Raw genomic sequence first — 23822 nt, forward strand, 5'->3', positions numbered from 1 at the left:
TGCCTTTGCTGCCGCAGTTTGATGCGGCCAATAAAAGGCTTTACAAGGACCAACGCTTGTCTTGCAACCGATAGTGTTTTCGCACGCAATAGCATCGCATTAAGCGCCAAGACCCACCACTACTCAATGTAGTTTCGCAGACCGATGCAATCTCATATGCGAAGAACGAGTCGGTGACGTTTCGTTTGCCCTCTCCTTAAAAGCGATGGGTTCGGGCGTGGGCTGAGAAATTTAGTACATAACCGCCTAGTCGTGCACGGCCAGTGGACTATTTCAAGGTAGAAGGCACATGCAAGTGACAATCGTGGGAGCCGGCGCAATCGCTTTGGGTTATGCGGCGTATCCCCCCGCGTCACAATGGTTGTCGCCTGGATAAAATTGGAATCTGGGGGCGATAAAGAGAGAACAAGTTGGCGCGTTACGGAAAGACATTCAAGGACAGAGCAGTGGCGCGGTTGCTGCCGCCGGAGAGCGCATCAGTGGAAGAGGTTGCGCGAGAGATCGGTGTGGGCGCGCAGACGCTGGAGCGCTGGCGCAGTGATGCGCTGTCCAGGCCCGCTCGCGAGCGGGCCTGGACAGCGGCCGCGCGTTTCGAAGCGGTGTTGAGCACGGCAGCGATGGACGAGACGGCCCGCAATGCGTGGTGCCGCGAGCATGGCGTGTATCCGCAGGAACTGGCGCAGTGGCGGCAAGCGGCCACGCAGGCGCTGGCCGAGCCCGAAGAGGCCCGTGCGAGTCCACAGCAAACGAAGCAGGACCAGCGTCGCATCAAGGAACTGGAACGCGAACTGCGGCGCAAGGAGAAAGCACTGGCCGAGGCAGCCGCATTGCTGGTTCTTTCAAAAAAACTCGGGGCGATCTTCAACACGGACAAGGGCGAGGACGAATGATCGGCCTCGAAGATCGCCAGCTCCTGGCCCGGGAAATCGATTCGGCAAGACTGGCTGGCGCACGGTTGCGCCTGGCCTGCGAGGTGGCCGGGATCGACGTGCGTACCCTGCAGCGCTGGAAGGCCAATCAAGGGCTCGTCACTGGCGACGCCAGGCCCGGCGCGATGCGCCTGCTGCCCGCGCACACCTTGAGCCCGGAGGAGCGGGAAAACGTGCTGCGCGTAGCCAGCGAGCCGCGCTTTGCCGACATGCCACCGGCGCGCATCGTGCCGATGCTGGCTGACGAAGGCGTGTACATCGCCAGCGAATCGACCTTTGCGCGCGTGCTGCGCGAGCATGGGCAGATGAGGCGCCGTGGCCGTGCCAGAACTCCTTCGAGCGGCCGGCCGCCGACCACGCACGTTGCAACCGCGCCGCGCCAGGTGTGGTGCTGGGACATGACCTATTTGCCGGCAACGGTCACAGGGCGATGGTTCCACCTGTACCTGATTCTGGACCTGTACAGCCGCAAGATTGTCGGCTGGGAGGTGCACGACAGCGACGCGGCCGAACACGCTGCTCATCTCGTACGTCGTACGGCGCTCTCCGAAGGCATTGCCGCCCTTGAGGCCCGGCCGGTGCTGCACGGCGATAACGGGGCGACGCTGAAGGCCACTACCGTGCTGGCGATGCTGCACTGGCTGGGCATCAAGCCGTCGTACTCGCGCCCCCGGGTCAGCGACGACAACGCCTATGCCGAGGCGCTGTTCCGAACCGCGAAGTACCGGCCGGAGTTTCCGGTCACAGGCTTCGAGGACCTGAACGCTGCTCGCACCTGGGCTGCCGGCTTCGTGCAGTGGTACAACTTCGAGCATCGTCATAGTGGCATCCGCTACGTGACGCCTGCGCAGCGTCACGCCGGTGACGATCGTGCGCTTCTCGCCGCTCGGCATGCACTGTACGAGAGGGCCCGCGAGCGCAATCCGGCCCGCTGGTCGCGCCACACGCGCAACTGGACACCGGTTGGTGCCGTGACGCTTAACCCCGAACGCGACTCAGTCGTCGAGATGGCGTCGATCAGCGCAAATAAACAGCCTCTGGCTGCATGAGTGAGGCGACAACTTGCTTGACGCGCGCCGGTATCTCATACGGAATGGACATAAACCGAAAGTTTGGTCTCCATCGGGAGCCCGGACTGCAGACTTCGTTACTGGACTCCCCCTTCACGTGAAGGGAGCGGTCGAGGGGCACTTCTACTTAGAAGTCTGCGGGAAAGCGGAAGATGTTGGCGACGCCGACGTCATTATTTTGGCATTGCCGGCCTACGGATACCGATTCGTCCTCGACAGCATCATCCCTTATATCCGCGCACACCATAGCGTAATCATCAGCGCTCATCTTTCATTTGCCGCTCTCTACATTTCCCAGCGCCTTGCTGCGCGGGGGCTCGTCATCCCCATAGCAGCGTGGAGCACCACGGTGCTAACGTGCAAAACTCAGTCTGCCAGAGCTATCACGATAGGCACGATCCGCGCCAAGGTCGACATGGCCGCATTTCCAACCCGCCACAGCCACTGGATTCATAGCACTTGCGTTTCACTCTTCGGAGACCGGTTCGCACTGAAGGACGACATGCTGACGCTGACGCTCAGCAACATTAATCCGCAAGATCACATGGGTATTGCGCTTGCCAACTTGACCCGCATTGAGAAGGGCGAAAGCTGGAGCCAAAACTCCAATCTGACACCAACAGTCGGGAGGCTCCTTGAGGCTCTAGACCAGGAGAGACTTACCATTGCAGCAGCGTTCGGAAAGTCAGTGAGAACGACCTTTGATCATTGCAGGCTGTCTTTTGGCGTGGTTGGTGACTCACTTTCGGCAATATCGGAGCAACTTGTCCGGCAAGGGAGTGATCCGCCCGGCCCGAGAGACATCGCCACACGCTACGTGCTCGAAGACGTGCCGTTCGGGTTGGTACCGACGCTTCGACTCGCCGAACTGGCTGGGGTGAGAGCGCCCTTGCACGAGGGCGGCGTGGCAATTCTCGGCGCTTGTTACGGTCGGGACTTTGTGGCGGACAACGACATTCTTCCCGAGATTGGACTGCTTCAAATCGACACCCTCAAGAGGCTTGTAGTCGACGGCTATGCCGTTCCAACCTAGATGCGATTTACATCCGGCGCTGCGCTCGAGGGGCGTCCGAGTCCGACGCCACCGACGCTATAAAAGCAGAAGTACTATGCCGAAAATCCAGACTTGGAGTTTATGAGAAACCAAAATGAAGATTAAAACGCTGCTGGTCGCCTGTGCGCAACGTCCATTCCATTTGCGGCATTCGCGTACGATGGAAAGGAACTTAAGTTCGGAGTGGACAGCGCTTACCGGCCATTTGAGTCGAAAACCCCGAGTGGCGAGCTCGTTGGATTTGACATCGATCTGGGTAATGCAATTTGCGCGAAGCTCAAGGTGAAGTGCGTCTGGGTTGAAAACTCGTTCGACGGCATGATTCCCGCGTTGCAGGCCCGCAAGTTCGACGCGATCAATTCGTCAATGTCCCAGACCGGGAAGCGCGCGAAGGCAATCGATTTCAGCCACAAGATATACGCCAACTTCGAAGCGCCGGTTGTAAGGGGTGGCTCGGCTCTGGTGGCAATGCCCGAATCGCTCAACAAAAAGCATATCGGAGTCTTGCAGGGAAGCACACAGGAAGCCTATGCACGGAAGCATTGGACGAATGGAGTTGACATGTGCCCTACCCTTCGCAAGACCAGGTGTGGAATGACCTCGCGGGTGGGCAGCTCGATGCGGCACTGGTTTCGGGGCCGACGGCTGAGTCGGGATTCCTGAATACTGCGCAGGGTCGTGATTTCGGTTTCGCGCGAGGTCCGGCCATCCACGACACCGCCATCTTCGGTCCCGACGTCAGCATCGGTGTGAGAAAGGGTGACAGAGCCCTGCTCGAAGCAATCAACGGTGCGGTCGACAGTCTCCGCAAGGACGGGACGTATGACCGAATTGCGAAGAAGCACTTCACGTTCGATATTTACGGCGGTTAATCGACGTCAACTGCCCAGCAAAACAGACCGCGTGCCCGACCCAGGGTTGCGCACAAAGAAGCATCGTGACCCACAATATAACCTTTGGAGACCTTAATGAAAATGAAACTTCTCGCAGCTTTCGTGATGTCAGCCGCCGCAGCTCCCACAATGGCCCAAAGTACCGTGACGCTCTACGGTCTGATCGATGAAGGAATCAACTATACGAACAACGTCGGTGGCAACAAGCTGTTCGAGCTCCAGAGCGGTACGGTCCAAGGGAGTCGTTGGGGCTTGAAGGGAGCGGAGGATCTCGGCGGCGGTCTCAAGGCAGTTTTCCAGCTGGAGAGCGGCTTTAATGTCAATAATGGCAAGCTCGGTCAGGGTGGCCTGATGTTTGGGCGACAGGCGTGGGTCGGCATCGCATCCAACCAATACGGGACGGTTACTCTCGGTCGACAGTACGACTCCGTCGTCAACTATCTGGCTCAAACGACGGCGAATGGCACATGGGGCGGAGGCATGTTCTCCCATCCGTACGACAACGACAACACGGACAACACCTTCCGCGTCAACAATACTGTCAAGTACACAAGCCCTGAGATTGCTGGCTTTAAATTTGGCGGCACGTACAGCTTCAGCAACGACACCAACTTCGCCAACAATCGCGCGTACAGCATGGGCGTCCAATACGTTATAGGCGGACTGCTGCTGGAAGCCGCCTATCTGCAGGCGAACAACCAGTCGTCCACCGCTGGTGGTGCAATCGGGAACAATCCCGCTGCGGATGAAAATTTCCTGGGGAACAAGCTGCGCATCCTCGGCGCGGGGGCAACCTACACGTTTGGTTCGGCCAACGTGGGCATCTCGTATTCGAATACCTTCGTCGCCAATCCGGTGTCTTCGGGATACGTCGGCAAGATTACGCCAGCCTCGGGCACGCTTTCCAACCTGCGTTACCAGAATTTCGAAATCAACGGCAAGTACCAATTCACGCCAGCCTTCTTCGTCGGCGCGATGTATACGTACACCCTGAGCGGTTTCAACGCCACCACTGGAAAGCTAAAGCCGAATTACGAAACTGCGGGGCTGATGGCTGATTACTCACTGTCAAAGCGCACGGACGTCTATGTACAGAGTGCGTATCAGCACGTCGGTGGTGACCGTACTGGCAGCGCCCTCGACTTCGCCTTTGTGCCGGTGGCCGATGACGTATCGTCGAATCGCAATCAGGTGGTTGCACGCGTCGGCCTGCGTCACAAGTTCTAAGCGGCTCAGACATTGTCAGGAATTGGCTGAACGCTGGGTTCCGTAGTAAGGCGGTGGACCACCGGTCCCCAGGTCCATCGCAACCGAAACGCAGAACGGGGGTTGTTCTCCTCGGAGTTGGGCACCTGAACCGCTTATAAGGCCCCCCATTTTGACAAGCGGGTTTTAATGCGTCACTGGTCAAGCTTCGGTGTCGTTCGAGACGTCGGTGGTGCGGACGGCGGCGAGACAGACTGCATGCCTATAAACGGCCTTGCTGGGCGCTGTGGATGCCACGCCCGGACCCGGATAATAACCGCGCAGCGGGACTCCATCCCTAGGACGGCGAATAGATGCGATTTGGCGCTTACTGTCAAACGAAGTAAAGTTGGTACGAATTTCCACTAAAGTCGAGACGTTTGCGATTCGGCGCCGCAATCCGAGGGAATGAGCCTTATGTGGCAAGGGTTTTTGGCCGATTGACGTAAAGATGAAACTCTTCGGAGCAGTCGATGATCGCGTCTGGACGTTGGACGGAGCACCTATGCGCCAGGCGATGTGACTACATCGGATGATTGCCTTTACGACATCCAATCCCATCGGTCTTGCACTTGCACTTGCACTTGCACATGCTCGCGTCAGACCGCCACACTAAGCCAGCGCTTGCCGATCCTCACTCGACGTGCGGCAACACATCCTGCAACTGGGATTCGCCGTGTTCACCTGGTCATGAGCCGCAACACTTCTTGTACTTCTTTCCCGATCCACATGGGCATGGATCGTTTCTGCCTACCTTCGGCTCAGCCTTGGCGGGCGCCACGAGGCGTTCGCCCACCGTCTTGATGAGCGTGTCGCGATGCGAGAGACGCTCAAGGTATCGTGGATGTCGCTGACAGTACGCGGCCCAAAGTTGTTCGAGACGCGCGCGGTCGCGAATCGTCTCAGGCTCGACTCGGATGTTGCCGCCCAGATGGACATTGACGTGCCCCGGCGAGGACGTTTCCCCGGGAAGAACCGGCTCGAAGTGCAGGTTCACCTCCGCGCAGTCGCAACTGGGAATTGGGCAAATGCTGCGCCAGATCCAGTGGTTCGTTGCCGTGCGGCTGCAGAACTTGTGCAGTGTCGATATCCAGATCAAAGACGACCAGATCGGCGCGTGTCCTGGCCACCTCGAGATAGTGTCGGTCCTCCGGCCATCCATGCCTGCCGGACGGGCGCGCCTCGCGCTTCGAGCGATTCTCGCCCCTCGTGCGTCGCTAGCACCAGCGCGCTCCGGCACGAGCATCGCAGCGTCGGACACGTATGCACCCAGATCCAGGATGAGTCGGTTCCAGCCAGCCTGAACAGGCCATCGTCGGGTGACAGTCCGGTTGTTCTCTGATTCATGATGGCGTCTCATATCAGTCAAGAATATCGAGCCCGTTCTCAGTGCACCATTGCCTCAGCGCTTGTTCGACAGAGGTGGCCTCAAATGCACGCCAGAGTTCCAGGACGCCTTCGCGCTCGAGCAAATCCTTGAAGCGCGCGTAAGCCCCTTGCCGCTGGAAATACCCTTCAACCTGGTCATAACGTGCAGGCAGCTGCTGTGCGGCAAAGCGCAGGGCGAGACTGCTTCCGAGATCAAGTTCGTTCTTATGCGGTATCGCGAGGTAGCGATCCGGGTCTTCCAGATGCTCGGGAATCTCCTCCTCGATCGTGTCGATGGCATCGGAAATCCAGTAGATTTTTCCCGTATCGAGCGAGATATACGCCTGGTGTTCCATCGGCGCTGCGTAGCTGACGAAGTCGAAGGCCGAGGAAAGATCATCGAATTTGCCGGCGACCATGACGTTGACCTCATCTGGATGTTTTTGCTTTCTGTGGGGATCGTGGTGTCGCCGGCGAACGTGTGGGTGATTTTTGCGTGGCGGTTGAACGGGGCGCCTTTGGCGCGTTGCCTCGGGCCATTACCGAACACTATGCAAATGGTCTCATACGGAACGTACAGCATGCCGCTCTCGGTGCGGTGGTCGCTCTAAGGCGCCGGAGCGGATCGCCACTGTTTAAGTAGCGGCAATACCCGCGACGCGAGATGACGCGTGTCCGCCTCCGCGTCGGAACATCCAAACGAAAGCGAAACCGTAACGAGCTCCGCCTGTTCGATGAGCGGCCGCATCTGATCAAGAAAGTTGGTCACTTCGGCGTCGGTCCACAGATCGCCTGTCAACCATTGATCTGATCGGTTGAACAGGTCGAGGCACAGATCAAAGATGACGGGTGCATCGAATTTCGCATGCGAAAGTTCGGCGGCGTCTAGATGAAGAGTTTGACGTGCGCCGGCGGCGTCGAGCGTGTCCTGATCCACGCCGGGGTCGGTGTCATCCTGCAGGCAGAAAAATGCACGTCTCTGAAAAGCCCCCGAATGACAGCCGGCGCAATGAAGGAGTCGTACAACTGGTTGCGCGTTTCGAGCAGGCTCGGCGCAGCGCGGTTGGACAAGCCAATGGGATGGGAAGGAATCGCGGCGGCCAGGCGTGCGATGCGACCATGTGTGTCGTTGTGCGAAGGTATCGGCGTGGTGCGGGCGAGCGTGACCATGGCGCGATGGCCGGCGATGAAACAAAGGTCTCGAAGCAAGTGATCAGCTTCGGCAGTAGTGCCGAAGATTGATCATCGTGTACGCGAGGGTTTTCAATGCGTAGTGTAGGTGGCTGAGTCGCTCGAAGCGCAGCAGCAGGCGCCGGAACTTATCTTCCCACGCGAACACCCGCTCGATTGTCCTGAACCGTTCTTTAAAGATGGCCGGATCGAACAGCGGCTTGCGCCCGCGCTTCGGTCCTTTTCTGCCGCGCGAATTAGGGTTGATGTTAGGCACCATGCCGCGATTGAAAACGGCTTTGCGGTTGGGCCGGCAATCGTACACGCCATCCAGGCTCATGACCGTGCCCCGCAGATCCAGCCCCACCGCACGGGCGATGCTCGTGAGGCGCGGCAGCGCTTCTCGTAACAGCGGCGATTCATTGCGATTGCCCGGTGCTCTGACGATCGGCGCGATGACGTTGCAATTCCGGTCACACAGGGCAACCACCTTGCAGCCCTTGAGCTTCTTGTGGCCGCTGAAGCCGAGATTGTCGCCGCCTTTCTTCGCGGCGGTTGTGGTGCCATCGCCATGGATGATGCGCGTGTCCAGGCGGTGATCGCCATGAAGCCTGAACACCGAAGCCTCGAAAATGGCATCAAGGCATCCGTCCGATTCCCAGCGCCGGAAGGCGCGATAAATGCGTGTGTAATGGATCTCAGGACGGCCATGCCAATCCTTCTCGATGGGCAACTCCTTCCACTGGCAGCCGAGATAGAGCGCCTTCAGGATGTAGTTGAAAATCGCATGCGCGCTGAGCTTTCGCGCTGGTCCGCGACGGCCCTTGCTCAGATGCGGCCAGACAAATTGCGCGAACTCTTCGACGCTCAATTTCGTTGGAATCTCTTGCCACGACTGACTTTCGGCCATTTCGACCTTCAAAGCATCGGGATTCTAGCCGATTCGTGCCAGGCGGGTAAAACCGAAGCCCGGGGGGCCTTTCAACCGATTCCGCCAACTGGAAAAAACCCGCAACCATGCATGGACGCCCCCGGTTTGCCAAGCTTTCTTTTCATGACGGCTTGAAGGAAATGATTGCAGCCATGCATCCGGACTTTGATGTCAGGCGCATGCCTGCCTGTCCCTGATGGAATCCGCTGGTCGAGTCCCAATCAGTTGGGCGCACTGCAATCGTGCGTTGGTTGCGTCGGGTTTGATCGCCCACGGTCTGACCTGTCTTGCCATCACTGCTTGATCGCCTGAGCAATCGGTGGTTTGAATCTCCCTTGCTTGATTGCTGTTTTCGGATTCGGGCGGCCAGTTCGGCTACGCGGCCGCCTTGACGGTCGTGTAGTCGGGTCGGAACTCGCGGTCGCGGGCTAGCAGTGCTGATCCACGGCGCGCGCTCAGTGGATTTGCAACCTTATTGAACAGCGCGTATGAAGACGACGTATCGAGTCCCAGGAAGGAGTGGTAGGCGTCGAGTTGCTGATTGAACGTCGGATTGGTGACACTGGTTTGCTGGGTCAATATCTCGTGATGCAGGATTGTGCGGTTGTTCCATGCGACGTTCGCCAGCGATGTGCCAACGCCACCGCCAAACACCCGCGCGAAAGTCGAAAGACCGGCCGCCGCAGGTATCTTTTCATGCGGCTGCCCAGACAGGATGATCACCGTCAACGGAGCGAAGAACAGGGCCATCGGAATACCCTGGAGCAGCGTCGGCAGGATGATATGACCCATATCGATGCCGGTGATGAAGAACGATCGCATGTAGTAGACGCCCGCGAAACCGATGAACGCGAACGTACCAAGGATGCGCGCGTCGGTACGCGGCAGGATCTTTCCCATGATCGGCGCACCAATCAATGCGAAAACACCAATCGGCGCGGTGGCGAGCCCTGAGTCGAGCGCGCGGTATCCTAGGTACGTCTGCATCCACTGTGGCAGCAATACTAGCGTGCCGAAAAATATCGCATAGGCAATCGCGATCGAAATCGTGCCGCCGAGAAAGTTTCTTTGCCGAAACAATGTGAGGTCGACGATCGGATTGTTCTCCGTGAGTTCCCAGACGACGAAGAACGCGAAGCTGATCAGCGCGACGACGGTTAACACGATGATCGTCGGCGACGTAAACCAGTCGAGATCCTTGCCCTTGTCGAGCATCACCTGCAGCGACGCCACCCAGGTGATCAGTAGCAGCAACCCGACCGTATCAACGGGGAGTTTCCTCGTCGGCGTGTCGCGCTCGCGATAGAGGCTCCAGACCATGGCTGCGGCGAATATGCCGACCGGGATGTTGATGTAGAAGATCCACGACCAGCTATAGCTGTCTGTGACCCAGCCGCCGAGCGCGGGTCCGACAATCGGGCCGGTGACGGCGATCATCGAGAAGATCGACAGTGCAAACGAAGATTTTTCTTTTGGCCAGGAACTGAGCAATAGCGCTTGCGACATAGGAATCAGCGGTCCCGCTACGGCGCCTTGCAGCACGCGTGCCAGCAGCAGCACCGGCAATGACCACGCGATGCCGCACAACCACGACGACAGCACGAACAACAGGATGGATCCGACGAAAAGCCTCACCTGGCCGACGCGCTGCGTCAACCAGCCGGTCAACGGAATCGACACGGAGTTCGCCGCGGCGAACACCGTGATGACCCAGGTGCCTTCATCGATGGATACGCCGAGATTGCCTGAAATGGTGGGAATGGCAACGTTAGCGATCGACGAGTCCAGCACGGTCATGAAGCCCGCGAGACCCACGCTAAGCGAGCCGAGAACGAGTTTGCCTCCGGTCAACGGAGGGGGAGACGTTGGTTGAGTTGTCATTGTTTATCTCGGTTGAAAGCGTCCCGCCGTTGTGAAAGACACCCGTCTGCTCGCATTGCCTGCGTGCAGACACTGGCCCTTTACCTGTTCGCGGCGATGATGCGAGCGATCTCCGCATCGGCTTCATTGCCGTACTTCGCAAATACGTCGGTTTGGTAGACCGTGTTCTCGATGTTGCTGAGTGGGCCACCGCTTTCGTCCTTGATATCGACGTCTACCAGCATGGATAGACCGATGGCCAGTGGATGTTTTTCCAGTTCCTGCGGATCGAGTTCGATCCGCACTGGCAGACGCTGCACGACCTTGATCCAGTTGCCGGTTGCGTTCTGGGCGGGTAGCAGTGAAAACGCGGAACCGGTGCCCGCGGAGAAGCCGACCAACTTGCCGTGATAAACGACCGACGAACCGTACTTGTCAGCTGTCAGTTCGACCGGCTGACCCACCCGCATGTGCTTGAGTTGCCCTTCTTTGAAATTCGCGTCGATCCAGATCTGCTGAAGCGGCACGACCGAGACCAATGGGTTGCCCGGCGATACGCGCTGACCGACCTGGACCGTTCGCTTGGCGATGTAGCCTGTCACCGGAGCAGGCAGTGTATTGCGCGCGGCGGCCAGATACGCATCGCGAACCCTCGCGGCGGCCGCGAGTACGGCGGGGTGGTTGTCGATCGTCGTGTTCGCGGTCAGCGCGCGATTCGACGCGAGCTGCTGTTGGGCGGCGTCGAGCGCAGCCTGTGCCGACTTCACCGCATCGCGTGCGTGCGAAATTTCCTCTTGCGAGACGGCACCGGCCATTCCGGTGGCCAGCCGCCGTCGCAGGTCATCCTGCGCCTTTGACAGGTCTGATTGCCGCTGCGCGACCTGGCGCAGGCCGCGATGATGGGGCTAAACGATGTCTTTTATGCCGCGGCCATCATCATGATCGTGATCATCCCGCTGATCTGGATCACCAAGCCAAGCGGAGGCGGCGCTGCCGGTGGCGCCGCTGCGAGCGCCGCACACTGAGGTGCGCACCAACCTGCGCATCCACTCACGGGCACATGTAATCGGCGGATTCAGCGGCGACACTGAAAACTTCCGGAGCAATTGATGCTGGATATAAGGGATAGGTCGGATCGGTTGCAAAAAGCTTAGCCATCTTCTGCGATGCGCCGAACAGCACCTGCAGCGACAATACCTAAGCCGGACGAGCCGGAACCAAACAGGTAATACGATGTGTTGCGTAGCCATCCGATGACGAAGTGAGCCATGAAGGCCGATCTGATTGAGCGTTACGCGGCGAATCTGCACGGCGTGCTGTCGTGCTTTGACCGAATCCTGATCACGGGCACGCTGCCCGGCGCGTGCTACGCAGCGGGCATGACGAGTTTTCTGAACGCCAACGGCATTCGCATATTCGACTACGCCAGGTTCGCCGAACCGCTGCGCGAACGCATCCGTGTGCGCTCGCAAGAGGTCTGCGCTGCCGCCGGCATCGAGATTGAGCACGTCAACAAGAGCCACATCCGCAAGGAAGATCTGGTGGCACGCGTGCTGCAGGGGCGTGGCGATGCACCCGGGCTGGTGCACGTCATCTCGGCGATGGAGGCCTGCCCGAGCTACAAGCCGTGGCACGACAAAGGCAGCGGCAAGACCTACCTGCGCCCCGAGACGGGCAAGTGTCTGCACTACTACTTCTACTTCATCGATGACGAACTCGGGCTGTGCTACCTCCGGGTCCCGACCTGGGCTCCGTTCAGCTTGCAGTTCTACTGCAATGGCCACGGCGCCGTGGCCCGTGCGCTCAAGCGTGAGGGCATCGGGTTCGTGCAGGCCGACAACGCCTTTTTGCGCATTGCCGATGTGGACCGTGCACAGGCCATCGCCGACGCGCTGAGCCCCGATATGCTGCATGAACGGCTGGACCGCTACGCGCAGTGGCTGTGCCCGGTGCTCGACGTGTTCGGCCAGACCTACCACTCGAGCCTGCGGCAGGCCGAGTATTCCACTGACCTGATGTTCCGCAGCCAACAGACGCTGGTGCCGCTGTATGACGTGCTGTCGCGTCAGGCGGTGCTGGCCGCGCACGCCGCGAAAGTAGCCGGCTTCCTGGGCAAGAAGGTCACGCCGCAATTGGCGCAGGAGATCGGCTCGCGGCTGTCCACCCGCATCGAGGGACGCTGCATCAAGCACCACATGGGCGTTGCCAGCGTCAAGGTTTACGACAAGTTCTCCCATGTGTCGCGGATAGAAACCACCATCAACGACGTGAGCTTCTTCAAACACCACCGCAAGGTGGAACACAAGAATGGCCAAAGCACCTACGAACTCGCAGCGTTGAGGAAAACCATCTACAGCCTGTTCGACCTGCGCGAGATCATGCTGGGCTGCAACCAGCGCTACCTCGCGTTTCTGTCGAGTCTGGATGACCCCAGCGCTGGTGAGCGCGACCTTCAACGTTTGAGCCAGTCCCGGGTGGGCAGTGATGAGCGCCGGGTCAAAGGACTCAACTTCTTCAACGGCTGCGAGCAGGCGCTGCTGCGTGCCTTGCAGCGCGGCGAGTTCAACGTGCATGGCCTGCGCCGTGCCGATCTGGCCAGGCATGTGGACATGAGCGCCTCGGTGCTGTCCCGACAGCTCTCGCGATTGCGCACACTCGGCTTGATCAAGAAGGTGGCCCATACGTACCGCTACTACCTCACGCGTCTGGGCCGTGCCGCCATCGCTGCTGCCTGTTCTCTCACCCGTTTCAACATCGTTCCCATTCTGGCGCAGCACACTGAAGTCTTCTCACAAATCGCGAAGACTTAACTCCTTAGTTACTAAAAGTCCGAACGCCATTAGGAATGCACGAAGCTCCGTCCAATCTGGTCCGTTTGCAATCGGAAACAGCGTTTCGAGTAAGCCCCAGTACAGGACCGTTCCGAGCACCGCAAGGACAGCCGATATCCTGGTTAGTGAGCCGCTTGCAGTAAAGCACCCGATCCTGATCGTCGATCACAGCGACCACGGCATTGTTCGAGTGCAGATCGATGCCGCAATACTTTATATGCGCCTCCTGACAGGTCGGTTGATGGCTCGCACCGCAACTGTAGACCTTTGCCGCCCCTTACCTTGGGGGCGGCAAAGGAGGCCAGCCAGATGATTATCAACTCCGAGGCTCCCGCCCGACTAGCGGGCATTGGCGAGTGACAACATTACTTACCTAGGTTTGAACCTTCACCATATCTTCGATCACTTTCTTCGCGTCGCCGAACACCATCATCGTCTTGTCCATGTAGAAGAGATCATTGTCGAGACCGGCATAACCCGCCGCCATCGAGCGTTTGTTCACGATCACCGTGCGCGCCTTGTACGCCTCGATGATCGGCATGCCCGCAATCGCCGACTTCGGATCGGTCTTCGCCGCCGGATTCACCACGTCGTTTGCGCCGAGCACCAGCACCACGTCGACCTGGCCGAACTCGCCGTTGATGTCGTCCATCTCGAACACCATGTCGTACGGCACTTCGGCTTCGGCAAGCAGCACGTTCATGTGGCCCGGCATCCGTCCGGCCACCGGATGAATCGCATACTTCACCTCGATGCCCTTCTCGACCAGCTTGTCGGTCAACTCCTTCAACGCATGCTGCGCACGCGCGACGGCAAGACCATAACCCGGCACGATTACCACGGTTTCCGCATTGCCGAGCATGAACGACGCATCGTCCGCCGAGCCGGATTTCACCGGACGTTGCTCCGCCGAACCACCCGCCGCAGACGCGCCCGCCTCGTTACCGAAGCCGCCGAGAATCACGTTGAAGAACGAACGGTTCATCGCCCGACACATGATGTACGACAGAATCGCACCGGACGACCCGACCAGCGAGCCCGCGATGATCAGCATCGGATTGTTCAGCGAGAAGCCGATGCCCGCCGCCGCCCAGCCCGAATACGAGTTCAGCATCGACACGACCACCGGCATGTCCGCGCCACCGATCGGAATGATGATCAGCACGCCGAGCATGAACGCGATCAGCGTCATGATGATGAACGGCAGCCACGCCTGCGTGAGAAAGAAGATGATGCCGAAGCCGAGCATCGCGAACGCGAGCAGCAGGTTGATCAGATGCTGTCCTGCGTAGACGACGGGCGCGCCCTGGAAAAGCCGGAACTTGTACTTGCCCGACAGCTTGCCGAACGCGATCACCGAGCCCGAAAACGTAATCGCGCCGACGAACGTGCCGATGAACAGTTCAATGCGATTGCCGTACGGCAGGAAGCCCGGCGCCGTATTCTCGGGATCGACGAGGCCAAACGCGGCCGGCTCCGATACCACCGCATACGCGATACACACGGCGGCGAGACCGATCAGCGAGTGCATCGCCGCGACCAGTTCCGGCATCTTGGTCATCTCGACGCGCGCGGCGACGAACGCGCCGATCGCGCCGCCGATCACCAGCGCGACTAGCAGCAGGCCGAGCCCCAGCCCGAGATCCGAGCCGAGCGCGGCAGCCTGTTTCGCGATCAGCGCGATGGTGGTGAGGATCGCAATCGCCATTCCGGCCATGCCGAACGTGTTGCCGATACGCGCTGTCTTCGGATTCGACAGCCCTTTAAGCGCCTGGATAAAGCAGACCGACGCGACCAGATAAAGCAGCGTGACGACGTTCAGACTCATTACGCGTTCTCCTTGGCCGTCTTGTCTACGATGAGCTTCTTCGGTTCTTTCTTGCGGAACATTTCCAGCATTCGTCGCGTGACGAGAAATCCGCCAAACACGTTCACGGCCGCAAGCGCGACCGCGAGCGTGCCGAAGAACTTACCCGGCGCGCCCAGAGTGAGACCCGCCGCCAGCATTGCACCAACGATCACGATCGCAGAGATCGCGTTGGTCACGGCCATCAGCGGCGTGTGCAGGGCGGGCGTAACGTTCCAGACCACGTGGTAGCCGACGTAAATCGCCAGCACGAAGATGATCATGTTGATGACGGTGTGGTTGATGACTTCCATCGCCGCTCTCCTTAAGGGTTCGCTGCCGGCCAGAGTTCGCGCTTCAGCGCGCTACTCCGGTCCCATGCAATAAGTTACTCAGCTCTTGTGCGTGACTTCGCCATCACGGGCCAGCAGCGTGGCCGCAACGATATCGTCCGCGAGATCGATGTTCAGGGCGCCTTCCTTCGTCACGATCAGCTTGAGGAAGTCGAGCAGATTGCGTGCGTAGAGCGACGACGCGTCGGCGGGCACCATCGAGGCCAGATTCGTGTAGCCGACGATCGTGACGCCGTGTTTGATCACCACCTGGTCTGCTTCGGTGAGCGGACAGTTGCCGCCGCGCCGGCCCTCGTACTCGGCGCCACGCCCTGCCGCGAGGTCCACCAGCACGGAGCCGGGTTTCATCGCCTGGGCGGTTTCGACCGAGATCAGAGTCGGTGCGGCGCGGCCCGGAATCAAAGCCGTGGAGATCACCACGTCGGCCTGCCTGGCCCGTTCGTGGACGAGCGCGGACTGACGCGCAAGCCATGAAGGCGGCATCGGCCGCGCATATCCGCCGACGCCTTGCGCGGCTTCGCGCTCCTCGTCGGTTTCGTAAGGCACGTCGAGAAACTTCGCGCCGAGCGATTCGATCTGCTCTTTTACCGCCGGACGCACATCGGATGCTTCGATCACCGCGCCGAGACGCTTGGCCGTGGCGATCGCCTGCAAGCCCGCCACACCTGCGCCGAGAATCAGCACACGCGCGGCTTTCACGGTGCCCGCGGCGGTCATCAGCATCGGCATGAAGCGCGGATAGAGCGTGGCGGCCAGCAATACAGCCTTGTAGCCCGCGATGTTCGCCTGCGACGACAGCACATCCAGACTTTGCGCGCGCGTGGTGCGCGGCGCGGCTTCGAGCGCGAACGCCGTCACGCCGGCAGCCGCCAGCTTTGATGCGTTTTCGGTATTAAAAGGATCGAGCATGCCGACGAGCGTCGCGCCGCGTTTAAGCAACGGCAGTTCGGCATCGGTCGGCGACTGGACCTTCAGGACGAGATCGGCGCCAAACGCGGTCGCCGCGTCGACGATCTCCGCGCCGGCGGCCGTAAAGGCCTCGTCTGGAAAGCTCGCGCCGGTGCCGGCGCCGCTCTGGATCGTGACCTGGTGGCCCTGGGTCACGTACTTCCTGACCGTTTCGGGCGTCGCGGCGACGCGGGTTTCGTGCGCGCGCGTCTCAATCGGTATTCCGATTTTCATTTGTCGATACATTCCGGATGGAAAAAACAGCGTTCTTTGAGCGACTACGCGTCGCTCGCGGCATTTCAGATTGCGTCTTTGCTTCGCGCATTGCCAGATCGAAACTGGCGGACGTCGCAAGATGCCGATGATCCACACTGACGAGCCAGCCTTCGCCAGAGAGACACCAGCGAATACGGCGCTCTTCGAGAAGCGCCGAGAACCAGCGCCACAGTGCGGCATCTTCGACGTTGGCGGTCGCGGCGGCCCGGCATCGGGCCAACTGAAAATCGGTCGGGCCGTCCATGCTCTCCTTTTGAGTTTCCTGCGGCCAGATCCAGGCCGATACCCGTGTAGCGTTCGCCAACCAGGCCTGACGCGCTCGCCCCGCGCCATATAGAATGCACGAGGCTTAACCTGCGTCAGCGCACATCGGCCATTCGCATGCTTTCGCGCCCGCCGGCAACGGCGAGCCGCACGATCAAGGGCCAATCAGGCTGACGTGCGATCTGTTCGCTCAGGCCTTCGCTTCCGACGCGGTAAACGCCGCCGCATTCTTTTTCACGAACTCCTGCACGCTGATCGGCGGCTGACCCGTCAGGTTGAGGACGTCTTCGGACATCCGGTCGTAACGTCCGGCGCGATGCAGATCCGCCATCGTCGACAAGTGATCGACGAGATGAGGCGGCAAGCCGCGTTCGAGCAGTTTTTCACGCCAGGGTGCGAGAGGAATATCCTGATACGTGATCGGACGTCCCAACGCATTCGCATATTCCTGCGCGTAAAAGTGCATGCTCTCCGAATGCGGGCCGGTCAGATGGTAAGTCTGCCCGATGTGCGGCTGCGGATTGGCCAGTATCTCCGCCACGACGCGCGCCACATCTTCAGCCGCGACCGGCGACGTCTTGCCTTCGCCGAACGGCAGCCTGATCTGGTCGGCCTGCTTGACCGATTGTGACGAGAACATGAGGAAGAAGCCTTCGAGGAATACTGTCGGACGCACATGCACGACGGGCAGGCCCGACCAATGGAGCGCCTGCTCCGCCAGCCAGTGCAGTTTGTGCTGAGGACTCGCGGTCGTCTCGTTGATATTCATTTGCGAAAGCGTCATCTGCGACATGTTCACGAACGCTTTTACGCCATGGTGTTTCGCGACAGCCGCTGCGTTGACAGTGGCGGCCAGATACACATCCGACACCGACATGCCGAAATACATGGTCTCGCAGCCTTCGATGACGCGATGCATCGCTTGCAGGTCAAGCAGATCGCCGGTCACCACTTCGGCACCCATGTTACGGAGCGCCGCCGAACGTTCATCCTCCTTGCGCACCATCGCGCGCACGGTCTTACCCTTTTTCAGCAGCAGTTCCGTGACCGTGCGTCCTACCGCGCCGACGCGACCCGCCGCGCCCGTCACCAGAATCGGTTTCTGATCAGACATCTCACTCTCCTTGACTAATGGGACGCCCGGAAGCGGCGGCGGTCTGCCTCGACGCCGCAACGCCTTCCGGACATCTTCAGGCTGCCAGCTTAAGAATTTCGAGCACGCCGGCAGGTTCGTTGACAGGGCGCGGATTACTGAAAATGAAAAACTCAGTCATCGTGTTCTGAGCCACGAGCTCGAACTGGTCCGGGCCAACCTTCACCTCCCGCAAACTGGTCGGCAAGTCGAGCGATTGACAGAATGCCTTGAATGCCTCTGACGCCGGCGTCCCGGGTTTGCCCAACGCCTTCGCGAGCGCGGCCTGCGCGTCGGTCGTGAACGGCAGGTTGTACTCGAGGATGCCGGGCATCATGACCGGGGTGCACAGGAAGTGCGGCACATCGCACGTACCGCCCAGCACGTGCCCGATGGCATGGCTCGCACCCATCGGAACGCGAGCCTGCAAACCGAAGGAACAGAGCCATGATGCAACTTGACACTGATTAGCCGCTTCAAGGTCGTTCCGGTCCTCGCGGGCGCGAGGCAGCCACTCACGCATCAATTCGATGCCGCGCAATACCGTTGCGTCCACCAGCGGATTGCCCTGCGGCGAGCACAGTGCCTCGATCGCATGGTCCATTGCACGCGTACCGGAACCCAGAAGCAGCGATTCCGGTGCGTACGGCAGCAGTTGAGGATCGAGGATGATGGCAAGCGGCATCATCTTCGGGTGATAGAACGTCTGCTTGAGTTTCCGGCGCGGGTCGGTGACGAGGCAGCCCGCGTTATACTCGCCGCCCGACAGGCTGGTCGGTATCGCAATCATCCGTACCGACGGGCCTTTGAAGTTGCCGATCTTGCGGCGGCCTTGCTCGTCCAGTTGCACTTCAAAGCCGTCCAACCCGTCTTCGCCGGTGATTTTGTGTTCCATGCAAAGGGTCGCAATCTTTGCAATGTCAACTACCGACCCCCCGCCGATCGCCACGATCAAATCCGCCTGTGCATCGAGTGCCGCGCGCGTGGTCTCGACCGCACCTTGCCGGGTCGTGTGTTGCGCCAAGCCGTCGAACAGGCACGCATAGCGCTCGCCGAGTGCTTCGGCAATTTTTTTAATCTCCGGCGTCGTGGTGTTCAACGTCCGGCTGACGATCAGAAATACGCGCTTCGCGTTCAGCCGCTCGGCCTCCGCCTTGAGCATCGCGGCCGCCGGCCGGCCAAACATCACTCGGTCCATCATCGGGAACAGGTGAGTTCCTTTCGTTCGCATAACACTCCTCCGTGGGTTGTGACCGATCCGGGCCGCGTCCGTCTTCCGTTCGTAACGCGACAACTGGATATCGGTGCCATCTCCTCTTGCGCTGTCAAGTATCGGGAGATAACATAACACTGTCAAGTTTAAAGTGCAGCAGCTCAGGAGACCACCTCGCCGAGGTGATGGGCTGAAACGTGAAATCCATCCTTCGCGAGTGAACAATGCCAGGTTACGACGCACCAATCCGTGAAATCCGCTTCCTTCTCGAAGACGTCTTCGGCTATGAGGCCAGCACCGCCGCCCTGCCCGGTTTCGAGGACGCAACCCTCGACGTCGTGACGGCCGTGCTCGACGGTGCCGCCATCTTCGCGCGGGAAGTACTCGTTCCGATCAACCTTCCCGGCGATGACGAAGGCTGCCATTTCAGCGCAGGCGAAGTACGCACGCCGAAAGGCTACAAGGCAGCATACGATCTGTACTGCAAGAATGGCTGGCCTTCGCTCGCATCGTCGCCGGACTGGGGCGGCCAGGGCCTGCCGCCTTCCGTGGCGCTGATGGTCCGGGAATTCATCGCCTCCGGATCGATGTCGTTCGGCATGTATGCGGGCTTGTCGCAAGGCGCGTATCGAGCCATTCTGGCCCACGGCACTGATGAGTTGAAGAAAACCTATCTGCCCAAACTCGTCGACGGTTCGTGGACCGGCACCATGTGTCTCACCGAACCGGAAAGCGGCTCCGACCTGTCGGGCCTGCGCACCCGTGCCGAGCCGGACGCAGACGGCAGTTTTCGTATAACGGGCACGAAAATTTTCATCTCCGGCGGCGATCACGACCTCGCGGAAAATATCGTTCATCTGGTCCTGGCCCGCTTGCCCGACGCGCCGGCCGGCACGCGCGGAATCAGCCTGTTCGTCGTACCCAAGCGCGTCCCTGACGCCGTGACTGGCGAAGCGACACCCTCTTCGACCAACTTCGTCACGACTGGCTCGATTGAACACAAGATGGGCATCCGCGCTTCCGCGACCGCCGTGCTGAACTTCGACGGCGCACGCGGCTGGCTGATCGGCAAGCCCCATGGCGGCTTGCGCGCAATGTTCACGATGATGAATTCCTCGCGCGTAGGCGTCGCGGTGCAGAGCGTCGGCGTGTCGGAAATCAGTTATCAGAACGCGCTTGCCTACGCGAACGACCGCTTGCAAGGCAGGGCGCCGAAGTCCACCGGTGCACAACCGGTTACGCCCGCACCCATCATCGACCATCCGGATGTACGTCGGGCGTTGTTGACCATGAAGGCGCTTGTCGAAGGTATTCGCGCTCTTTACGTCGAAGCCGCGCTCCTGCTGGACGTGCGCGCGGCGCAGCCGCAGTCCGCGGAAGGCGAAGCCGCGGAAAGCCGCCTTGCGCTGCTCACGCCGGTCCTGAAGGGCTTCGTCAGCGATTGCGCGTTGCAGATCACCGATCTCGGCATTCAGATCCACGGCGGCTACGGCTACGTGCATGAGAACGGTATGGAGCATCTGTATCGCGACGCGCGCATCGTGCCTCTTTACGAAGGCACGAACGGCATTCAGGCGCTGGATCTCGTCACGCGCAAAATTGGACTCGACGACGGTCAGGTGCTCGATTCGTGGCTGGCATCGATCGACGAAGTCGTCGAGAGAGTTCATGGCAACGAGGATCTCGCGCGCATGGCGGCTGCCCAACGCAAGGCGACCGGACGCCTGCGCGAAGCAAGCGCCACGCTGCGTGAATGGAACGCCGGTGCCGAGACCGACGCCGCCGGCGCAGCGACCGATTATCTCCGCCTCTTCGGCCTCGTGGCACTCGGCGCAGCGTGGCTACGCATGGCGGAGGCTAGCTACCGTGCGCGCGACGCGCAACCGCAGCTCGCACCGTTTTATAACGGCAAGATCGGCGCTGCGGATTTCTATTTCCGGCGCCTGCTTCCCGAATCCGAGTGGCGCTTCGACGGCGTGATTCAGGGCGCCCGTTCGCTGATGACGCTTGCTCCCGCCCAGTTCTGACGCGAACGGCCGAGTCTCCTTCTTTGAAATTCAAGGACATCATTCATGCCTGAAAACCTGACCACCGGACCGCTGTCTGGAGTACGCATTCTGGACCTGTCGAGTATCGTGCTCGGCCCGCTCGCAACCCTGACACTGGCAGGGCTCGGCGCCGAGGTCATCAAGATCGAGGCGCCGGACGGCGACAACGTGCGTGAAGCCGGCTCCATGCGGCATGACGAGCAAGGCGAAGAACACATCAAGATGGGCCATGTGTTCATGCACAACAACCGCGGCAAGAAGAGCCTCGTGCTCGATCTCAAGAAGGCCCCGGCGCGTGAAGCGCTGCTGCGCCTCGTGAAGGACGCAGACGTATTCCTGTCCAACGTCCGCCCTGCGGCGATGAAACGCCTAGGCCTCGACTATGCCGCGCTGGCCGCCGTCAATCCGCGTCTCATCTATGTGACGGCATGTGGTTATAGCACGCGCGGTCCCTATGCCGACCGCCCCGCTTATGACGACCTGATCCAGGGTGCGACGGGTATTCCGTGGCTGATGCAGCAGTACGGTGCGGAGCATCCCGTGTATGCGCCCGTCTCTTTGGCGGACCGCGTGACTGGCTTGCACGTCGTGTACTCGATCAGTTCCGCGCTGTTTGCCCGCGAACGCAGCGGCCGGGGGCAGGAAATCGAAGTGTCGATGTTCGAGAGCGTCGCTCACTTCGTACTCGCGGATCATATGGCCGGCCGGACGTTCGAGCCGTCCGAGGGGGACGCCGGGTATGACCGCCTGCTCTCCCCGGACCGGCGCCCCTATGAAACCGCCGACGGCCATCTGTGCGTGCTGATCTATAACGACAAGCACTGGCGCGAGTTTTTCAAGGCGATCGGCCAGCCCGAACAGTTCCAGTCGGACGCGCGTTTTTCGACTCAACGCAACCGCTCGCGCAATATCCGTGAAGTCTACGCGTGGGTGGGCTCCATCATGCGCACGCGCACCACGGCTCAATGGCAGGCGCTGCTCGACGAGGCCGACATCCCCTATCAGGCCGTCAACTCGATCGAGGATCTGTTGAACGACCCGCATCTGAACGCGACCGGCTTTATCGGCGAGGAAATTCATCCGACCGAAGGCCGGGTGCGAATGCTCGGCAACCCCACCGTGTGGGCCGGCACTCCGCTGCCGCCGCTCGCGCCGGCACCGAAGCTCGGACAGCACAGCACCGAAGTTCTGCTTGCCGCCGGTTACTCCCGCGACGAAGTCGCGCGACTGATCGCGGAAGGCGCCACCTGCGCACCCGATACATCGGATACGTCGGCATCCGCCCTGGCCTTTACGCCAACTTGAGCCAGCACGAACCGGCACCACTCAACCATCGACTCGACCATCAAGGAACTCACATGTTCAAGAACGACCTGTTGAAAGGCAAACGCATCCTCATCACCGGCGGCGGTTCAGGCCTCGGCAAGGAAATTGCGGCACGTTATCTGGAGCTCGGCGCGGACCTCTATATCTGCGGACGACGCGAAGTCGTGCTGCAGGAAACGGCTACCGAACTGATGGACCGCTTCGGCGGTTCGGTGAAAGGACTCGCGGTCGATATCCGCAATGCCGAATCCGTCGACCAGATGGTCGGCGAAATCTGGAAGGATGGTCCGCTCACCGGACTCGTGAACAATGCCGCAGGCAATTTCGTAAGCCGCACCGAAGACCTGTCGTCGCGCGGATTCGACGCGATCGCAAACATCGTTCTACATGGCACGTTCTACGTGACCCAGGCGGTCGGCAAACGCTGGATCGCCGAAAAGATTCCGGGCAGCGTGGTTTCGATCCTCGTCACCTGGGTGATGAACGGCGGCCCATTCGTGGTGCCGTCGGCGATGTCGAAAGCCGGTGTGAATGTGATGACGAAGTCGCTGGCAGTCGAGTGGGGACGTCACCAGATTCGGCTGAACGCTATTGCACCGGGCGTGTTCCCGACTGAGGGGATGGCCAAGCGGTTGTATCCAGGGCGCGACGATGCCGGCCGCTCGGAGGGCAGCAGCCCGATGGGCCGCACGGGCTATATGTCCGAATTGCAGAATCTTGCGACGTTCCTGATGGCGGATGGATGCGAATGGCTGACTGGCCAGACCTTGACGATCGACGGTGCCAATTCGCTCGCTACCGGCGGCAACTTCTACCACTTCAAGGACTGGACCGACAGTGACTGGGAGAACGCGCGGAACTCGGTTCGTGAGCTGAACGACAAGGATCGTCTTACCCGGGCGGTTTGACCGGTGTTTGACTGGCGGAGCGGGGAGGCATTGCCGCTCCCGTTTCGACAGCCCCGGTGGCTTGCTTCGCGCGGCCGCCGGTACCCATCACTCGTTGAGAAGTCCGTGAGCGGCACGGCGATGAGTGGCTCATGCGAGTGATTCGGTGACGGTAGCC

Annotated in this window: 21 protein-coding genes and 2 pseudogenes; 9 read left to right on the plus strand and 14 right to left on the minus strand. The window is 60.3% G+C overall.

From position 1 onward, the window contains the following. Positions 1-410: 410 nt before the first annotated feature. The 4 genes and pseudogenes from OKW35_RS10845 (at position 411) to OKW35_RS10860 (ending at position 5173) form a co-directional block, all read left to right on the plus strand. A protein-coding gene (locus tag OKW35_RS10845) for an IS3 family transposase (protein ID WP_429551679.1) occupies positions 411-1978 on the plus strand; the annotation gives its coding sequence in 2 pieces (ribosomal slippage) (positions 411-849 and positions 849-1978; 1569 coding nt in all). Between the two features lie 118 nt (positions 1979-2096). Next, the gene (locus tag OKW35_RS10850; RefSeq protein WP_429551933.1) at positions 2097-3032 is read left to right on the plus strand and encodes an NAD/NADP octopine/nopaline dehydrogenase family protein; all 936 of its coding nucleotides are present in this window, start codon (positions 2097-2099) and stop codon (positions 3030-3032) included. 141 nt (positions 3033-3173) lie between these two features. Beyond that, positions 3174-3925: pseudogene (locus OKW35_RS10855) on the plus strand (transporter substrate-binding domain-containing protein). 96 nt (positions 3926-4021) lie between these two features. Further along, the gene (locus OKW35_RS10860; protein WP_429551934.1) at positions 4022-5173 is read left to right on the plus strand and encodes a porin; all 1152 of its coding nucleotides are present in this window, start codon (positions 4022-4024) and stop codon (positions 5171-5173) included. A gap of 706 nt (positions 5174-5879) precedes the next feature. Here the strand turns inward: OKW35_RS10860 and OKW35_RS10865 are convergent. The 7 genes and pseudogenes from OKW35_RS10865 to OKW35_RS10895 all read right to left on the minus strand — a co-directional run. Beyond that, positions 5880-6551, minus strand: coding sequence for an SEC-C metal-binding domain-containing protein (locus OKW35_RS10865; RefSeq protein WP_429551935.1), 672 nt, complete (start codon positions 6549-6551; stop codon positions 5880-5882). Between the two features lies 1 nt (position 6552). Next, entirely contained in the window at positions 6553-6978 is a 426-nt protein-coding gene (locus OKW35_RS10870) for a hypothetical protein (RefSeq protein WP_429551936.1), read from the minus strand. Positions 6979-7166: 188 nt separating this feature from the next. Continuing rightward, the gene (locus OKW35_RS10875; protein WP_429551937.1) at positions 7167-7496 is read right to left on the minus strand and encodes a hypothetical protein; all 330 of its coding nucleotides are present in this window, start codon (positions 7494-7496) and stop codon (positions 7167-7169) included. After that, entirely contained in the window at positions 7445-7729 is a 285-nt protein-coding gene (locus OKW35_RS10880; RefSeq protein ID WP_429551938.1) for a hypothetical protein, read from the minus strand. Before OKW35_RS10880 ends, OKW35_RS10875 begins: the two co-directional genes overlap by 52 nt. A 43-nt stretch (positions 7730-7772) precedes the next feature. Continuing rightward, entirely contained in the window at positions 7773-8639 is an 867-nt protein-coding gene (locus tag OKW35_RS10885) for a transposase (protein WP_429551939.1), read from the minus strand. Between the two features lie 396 nt (positions 8640-9035). Beyond that, positions 9036-10541: a DHA2 family efflux MFS transporter permease subunit gene (locus OKW35_RS10890; protein ID WP_429551940.1), complete on the minus strand. Its 1506-nt coding sequence runs from the start codon at positions 10539-10541 to the stop codon at positions 9036-9038. 80 nt (positions 10542-10621) lie between these two features. Then, positions 10622-11404: pseudogene (locus OKW35_RS10895) on the minus strand (HlyD family efflux transporter periplasmic adaptor subunit); the annotation flags it as partial. Here OKW35_RS10895 and OKW35_RS10900 point away from each other — a divergent pair. Then, positions 11387-11545, plus strand: a complete 159-nt coding sequence (locus OKW35_RS10900) for a hypothetical protein (protein ID WP_429552151.1) — start codon at positions 11387-11389, stop codon at positions 11543-11545. The pseudogene OKW35_RS10895 and the gene OKW35_RS10900 sit on opposite strands and share 18 nt — an antisense overlap. Positions 11546-11570: 25 nt before the next feature. Here OKW35_RS10900 and OKW35_RS10905 read toward each other — a convergent pair whose 3' ends face one another. Next, complete coding sequence (locus tag OKW35_RS10905; protein WP_429551941.1) at positions 11571-11714, minus strand: hypothetical protein; 144 nt, start codon at positions 11712-11714, stop codon at positions 11571-11573. Between the two features lie 74 nt (positions 11715-11788). Here OKW35_RS10905 and OKW35_RS10910 point away from each other — a divergent pair, with 74 nt between their 5' ends. Then, complete coding sequence (locus OKW35_RS10910) at positions 11789-13330, plus strand: ArsR/SmtB family transcription factor (RefSeq protein ID WP_429551942.1); 1542 nt, start codon at positions 11789-11791, stop codon at positions 13328-13330. Between the two features lie 394 nt (positions 13331-13724). Here the strand turns inward: OKW35_RS10910 and OKW35_RS10915 are convergent, their stop codons facing one another. From OKW35_RS10915 to OKW35_RS10940, 6 genes are all read right to left on the minus strand, one after another. Continuing rightward, complete coding sequence (locus OKW35_RS10915) at positions 13725-15179, minus strand: NAD(P)(+) transhydrogenase (Re/Si-specific) subunit beta (RefSeq protein WP_429551943.1); 1455 nt, start codon at positions 15177-15179, stop codon at positions 13725-13727. Beyond that, positions 15179-15511, minus strand: coding sequence for an NAD(P) transhydrogenase subunit alpha (locus OKW35_RS10920; RefSeq protein WP_429551944.1), 333 nt, complete (start codon positions 15509-15511; stop codon positions 15179-15181). Before OKW35_RS10920 ends, OKW35_RS10915 begins: the two co-directional genes overlap by 1 nt. 78 nt (positions 15512-15589) lie before the next feature. Beyond that, on the minus strand, positions 15590-16732 hold the full coding sequence (locus OKW35_RS10925; RefSeq protein ID WP_429551945.1) for a Re/Si-specific NAD(P)(+) transhydrogenase subunit alpha: 1143 nt from the start codon (positions 16730-16732) through the stop codon (positions 15590-15592). Further along, on the minus strand, positions 16710-17018 hold the full coding sequence (locus OKW35_RS10930; protein WP_429551946.1) for a hypothetical protein: 309 nt from the start codon (positions 17016-17018) through the stop codon (positions 16710-16712). The genes OKW35_RS10925 and OKW35_RS10930 overlap by 23 nt, the downstream gene beginning before the upstream one ends. Before the next feature lie 210 nt (positions 17019-17228). Next, a complete protein-coding gene (locus tag OKW35_RS10935) occupies positions 17229-18152 on the minus strand; it encodes an NAD(P)H-binding protein (protein ID WP_429551947.1) in 924 nt (307 codons plus the stop codon). Between the two features lie 76 nt (positions 18153-18228). After that, complete coding sequence (locus OKW35_RS10940; RefSeq protein ID WP_429551948.1) at positions 18229-19464, minus strand: iron-containing alcohol dehydrogenase; 1236 nt, start codon at positions 19462-19464, stop codon at positions 18229-18231. A 143-nt stretch (positions 19465-19607) separates the two neighbouring features. Here OKW35_RS10940 and OKW35_RS10945 point away from each other — a divergent pair, with 143 nt between their 5' ends. The 3 genes from OKW35_RS10945 to OKW35_RS10955 are packed head-to-tail and all read left to right on the plus strand — an operon-like array spanning position 19608 to position 23665. After that, positions 19608-21410 (plus strand): acyl-CoA dehydrogenase C-terminal domain-containing protein, encoded by a 1803-nt coding sequence (locus OKW35_RS10945; RefSeq protein ID WP_429551949.1) that lies wholly within the window; start codon positions 19608-19610, stop codon positions 21408-21410. A 45-nt stretch (positions 21411-21455) separates the two neighbouring features. Beyond that, the gene (locus OKW35_RS10950) at positions 21456-22736 is read left to right on the plus strand and encodes a CaiB/BaiF CoA transferase family protein (RefSeq protein ID WP_429551950.1); all 1281 of its coding nucleotides are present in this window, start codon (positions 21456-21458) and stop codon (positions 22734-22736) included. 53 nt (positions 22737-22789) lie between these two features. Further along, complete coding sequence (locus OKW35_RS10955) at positions 22790-23665, plus strand: SDR family oxidoreductase (RefSeq protein ID WP_429551951.1); 876 nt, start codon at positions 22790-22792, stop codon at positions 23663-23665. Positions 23666-23822: the final 157 nt, after the last annotated feature.

It is taken from the genome of Paraburkholderia sp. MM5477-R1 (genome assembly GCF_050436385.1).
Lineage (GTDB): Bacteria > Pseudomonadota > Gammaproteobacteria > Burkholderiales > Burkholderiaceae > Paraburkholderia > Paraburkholderia tuberum.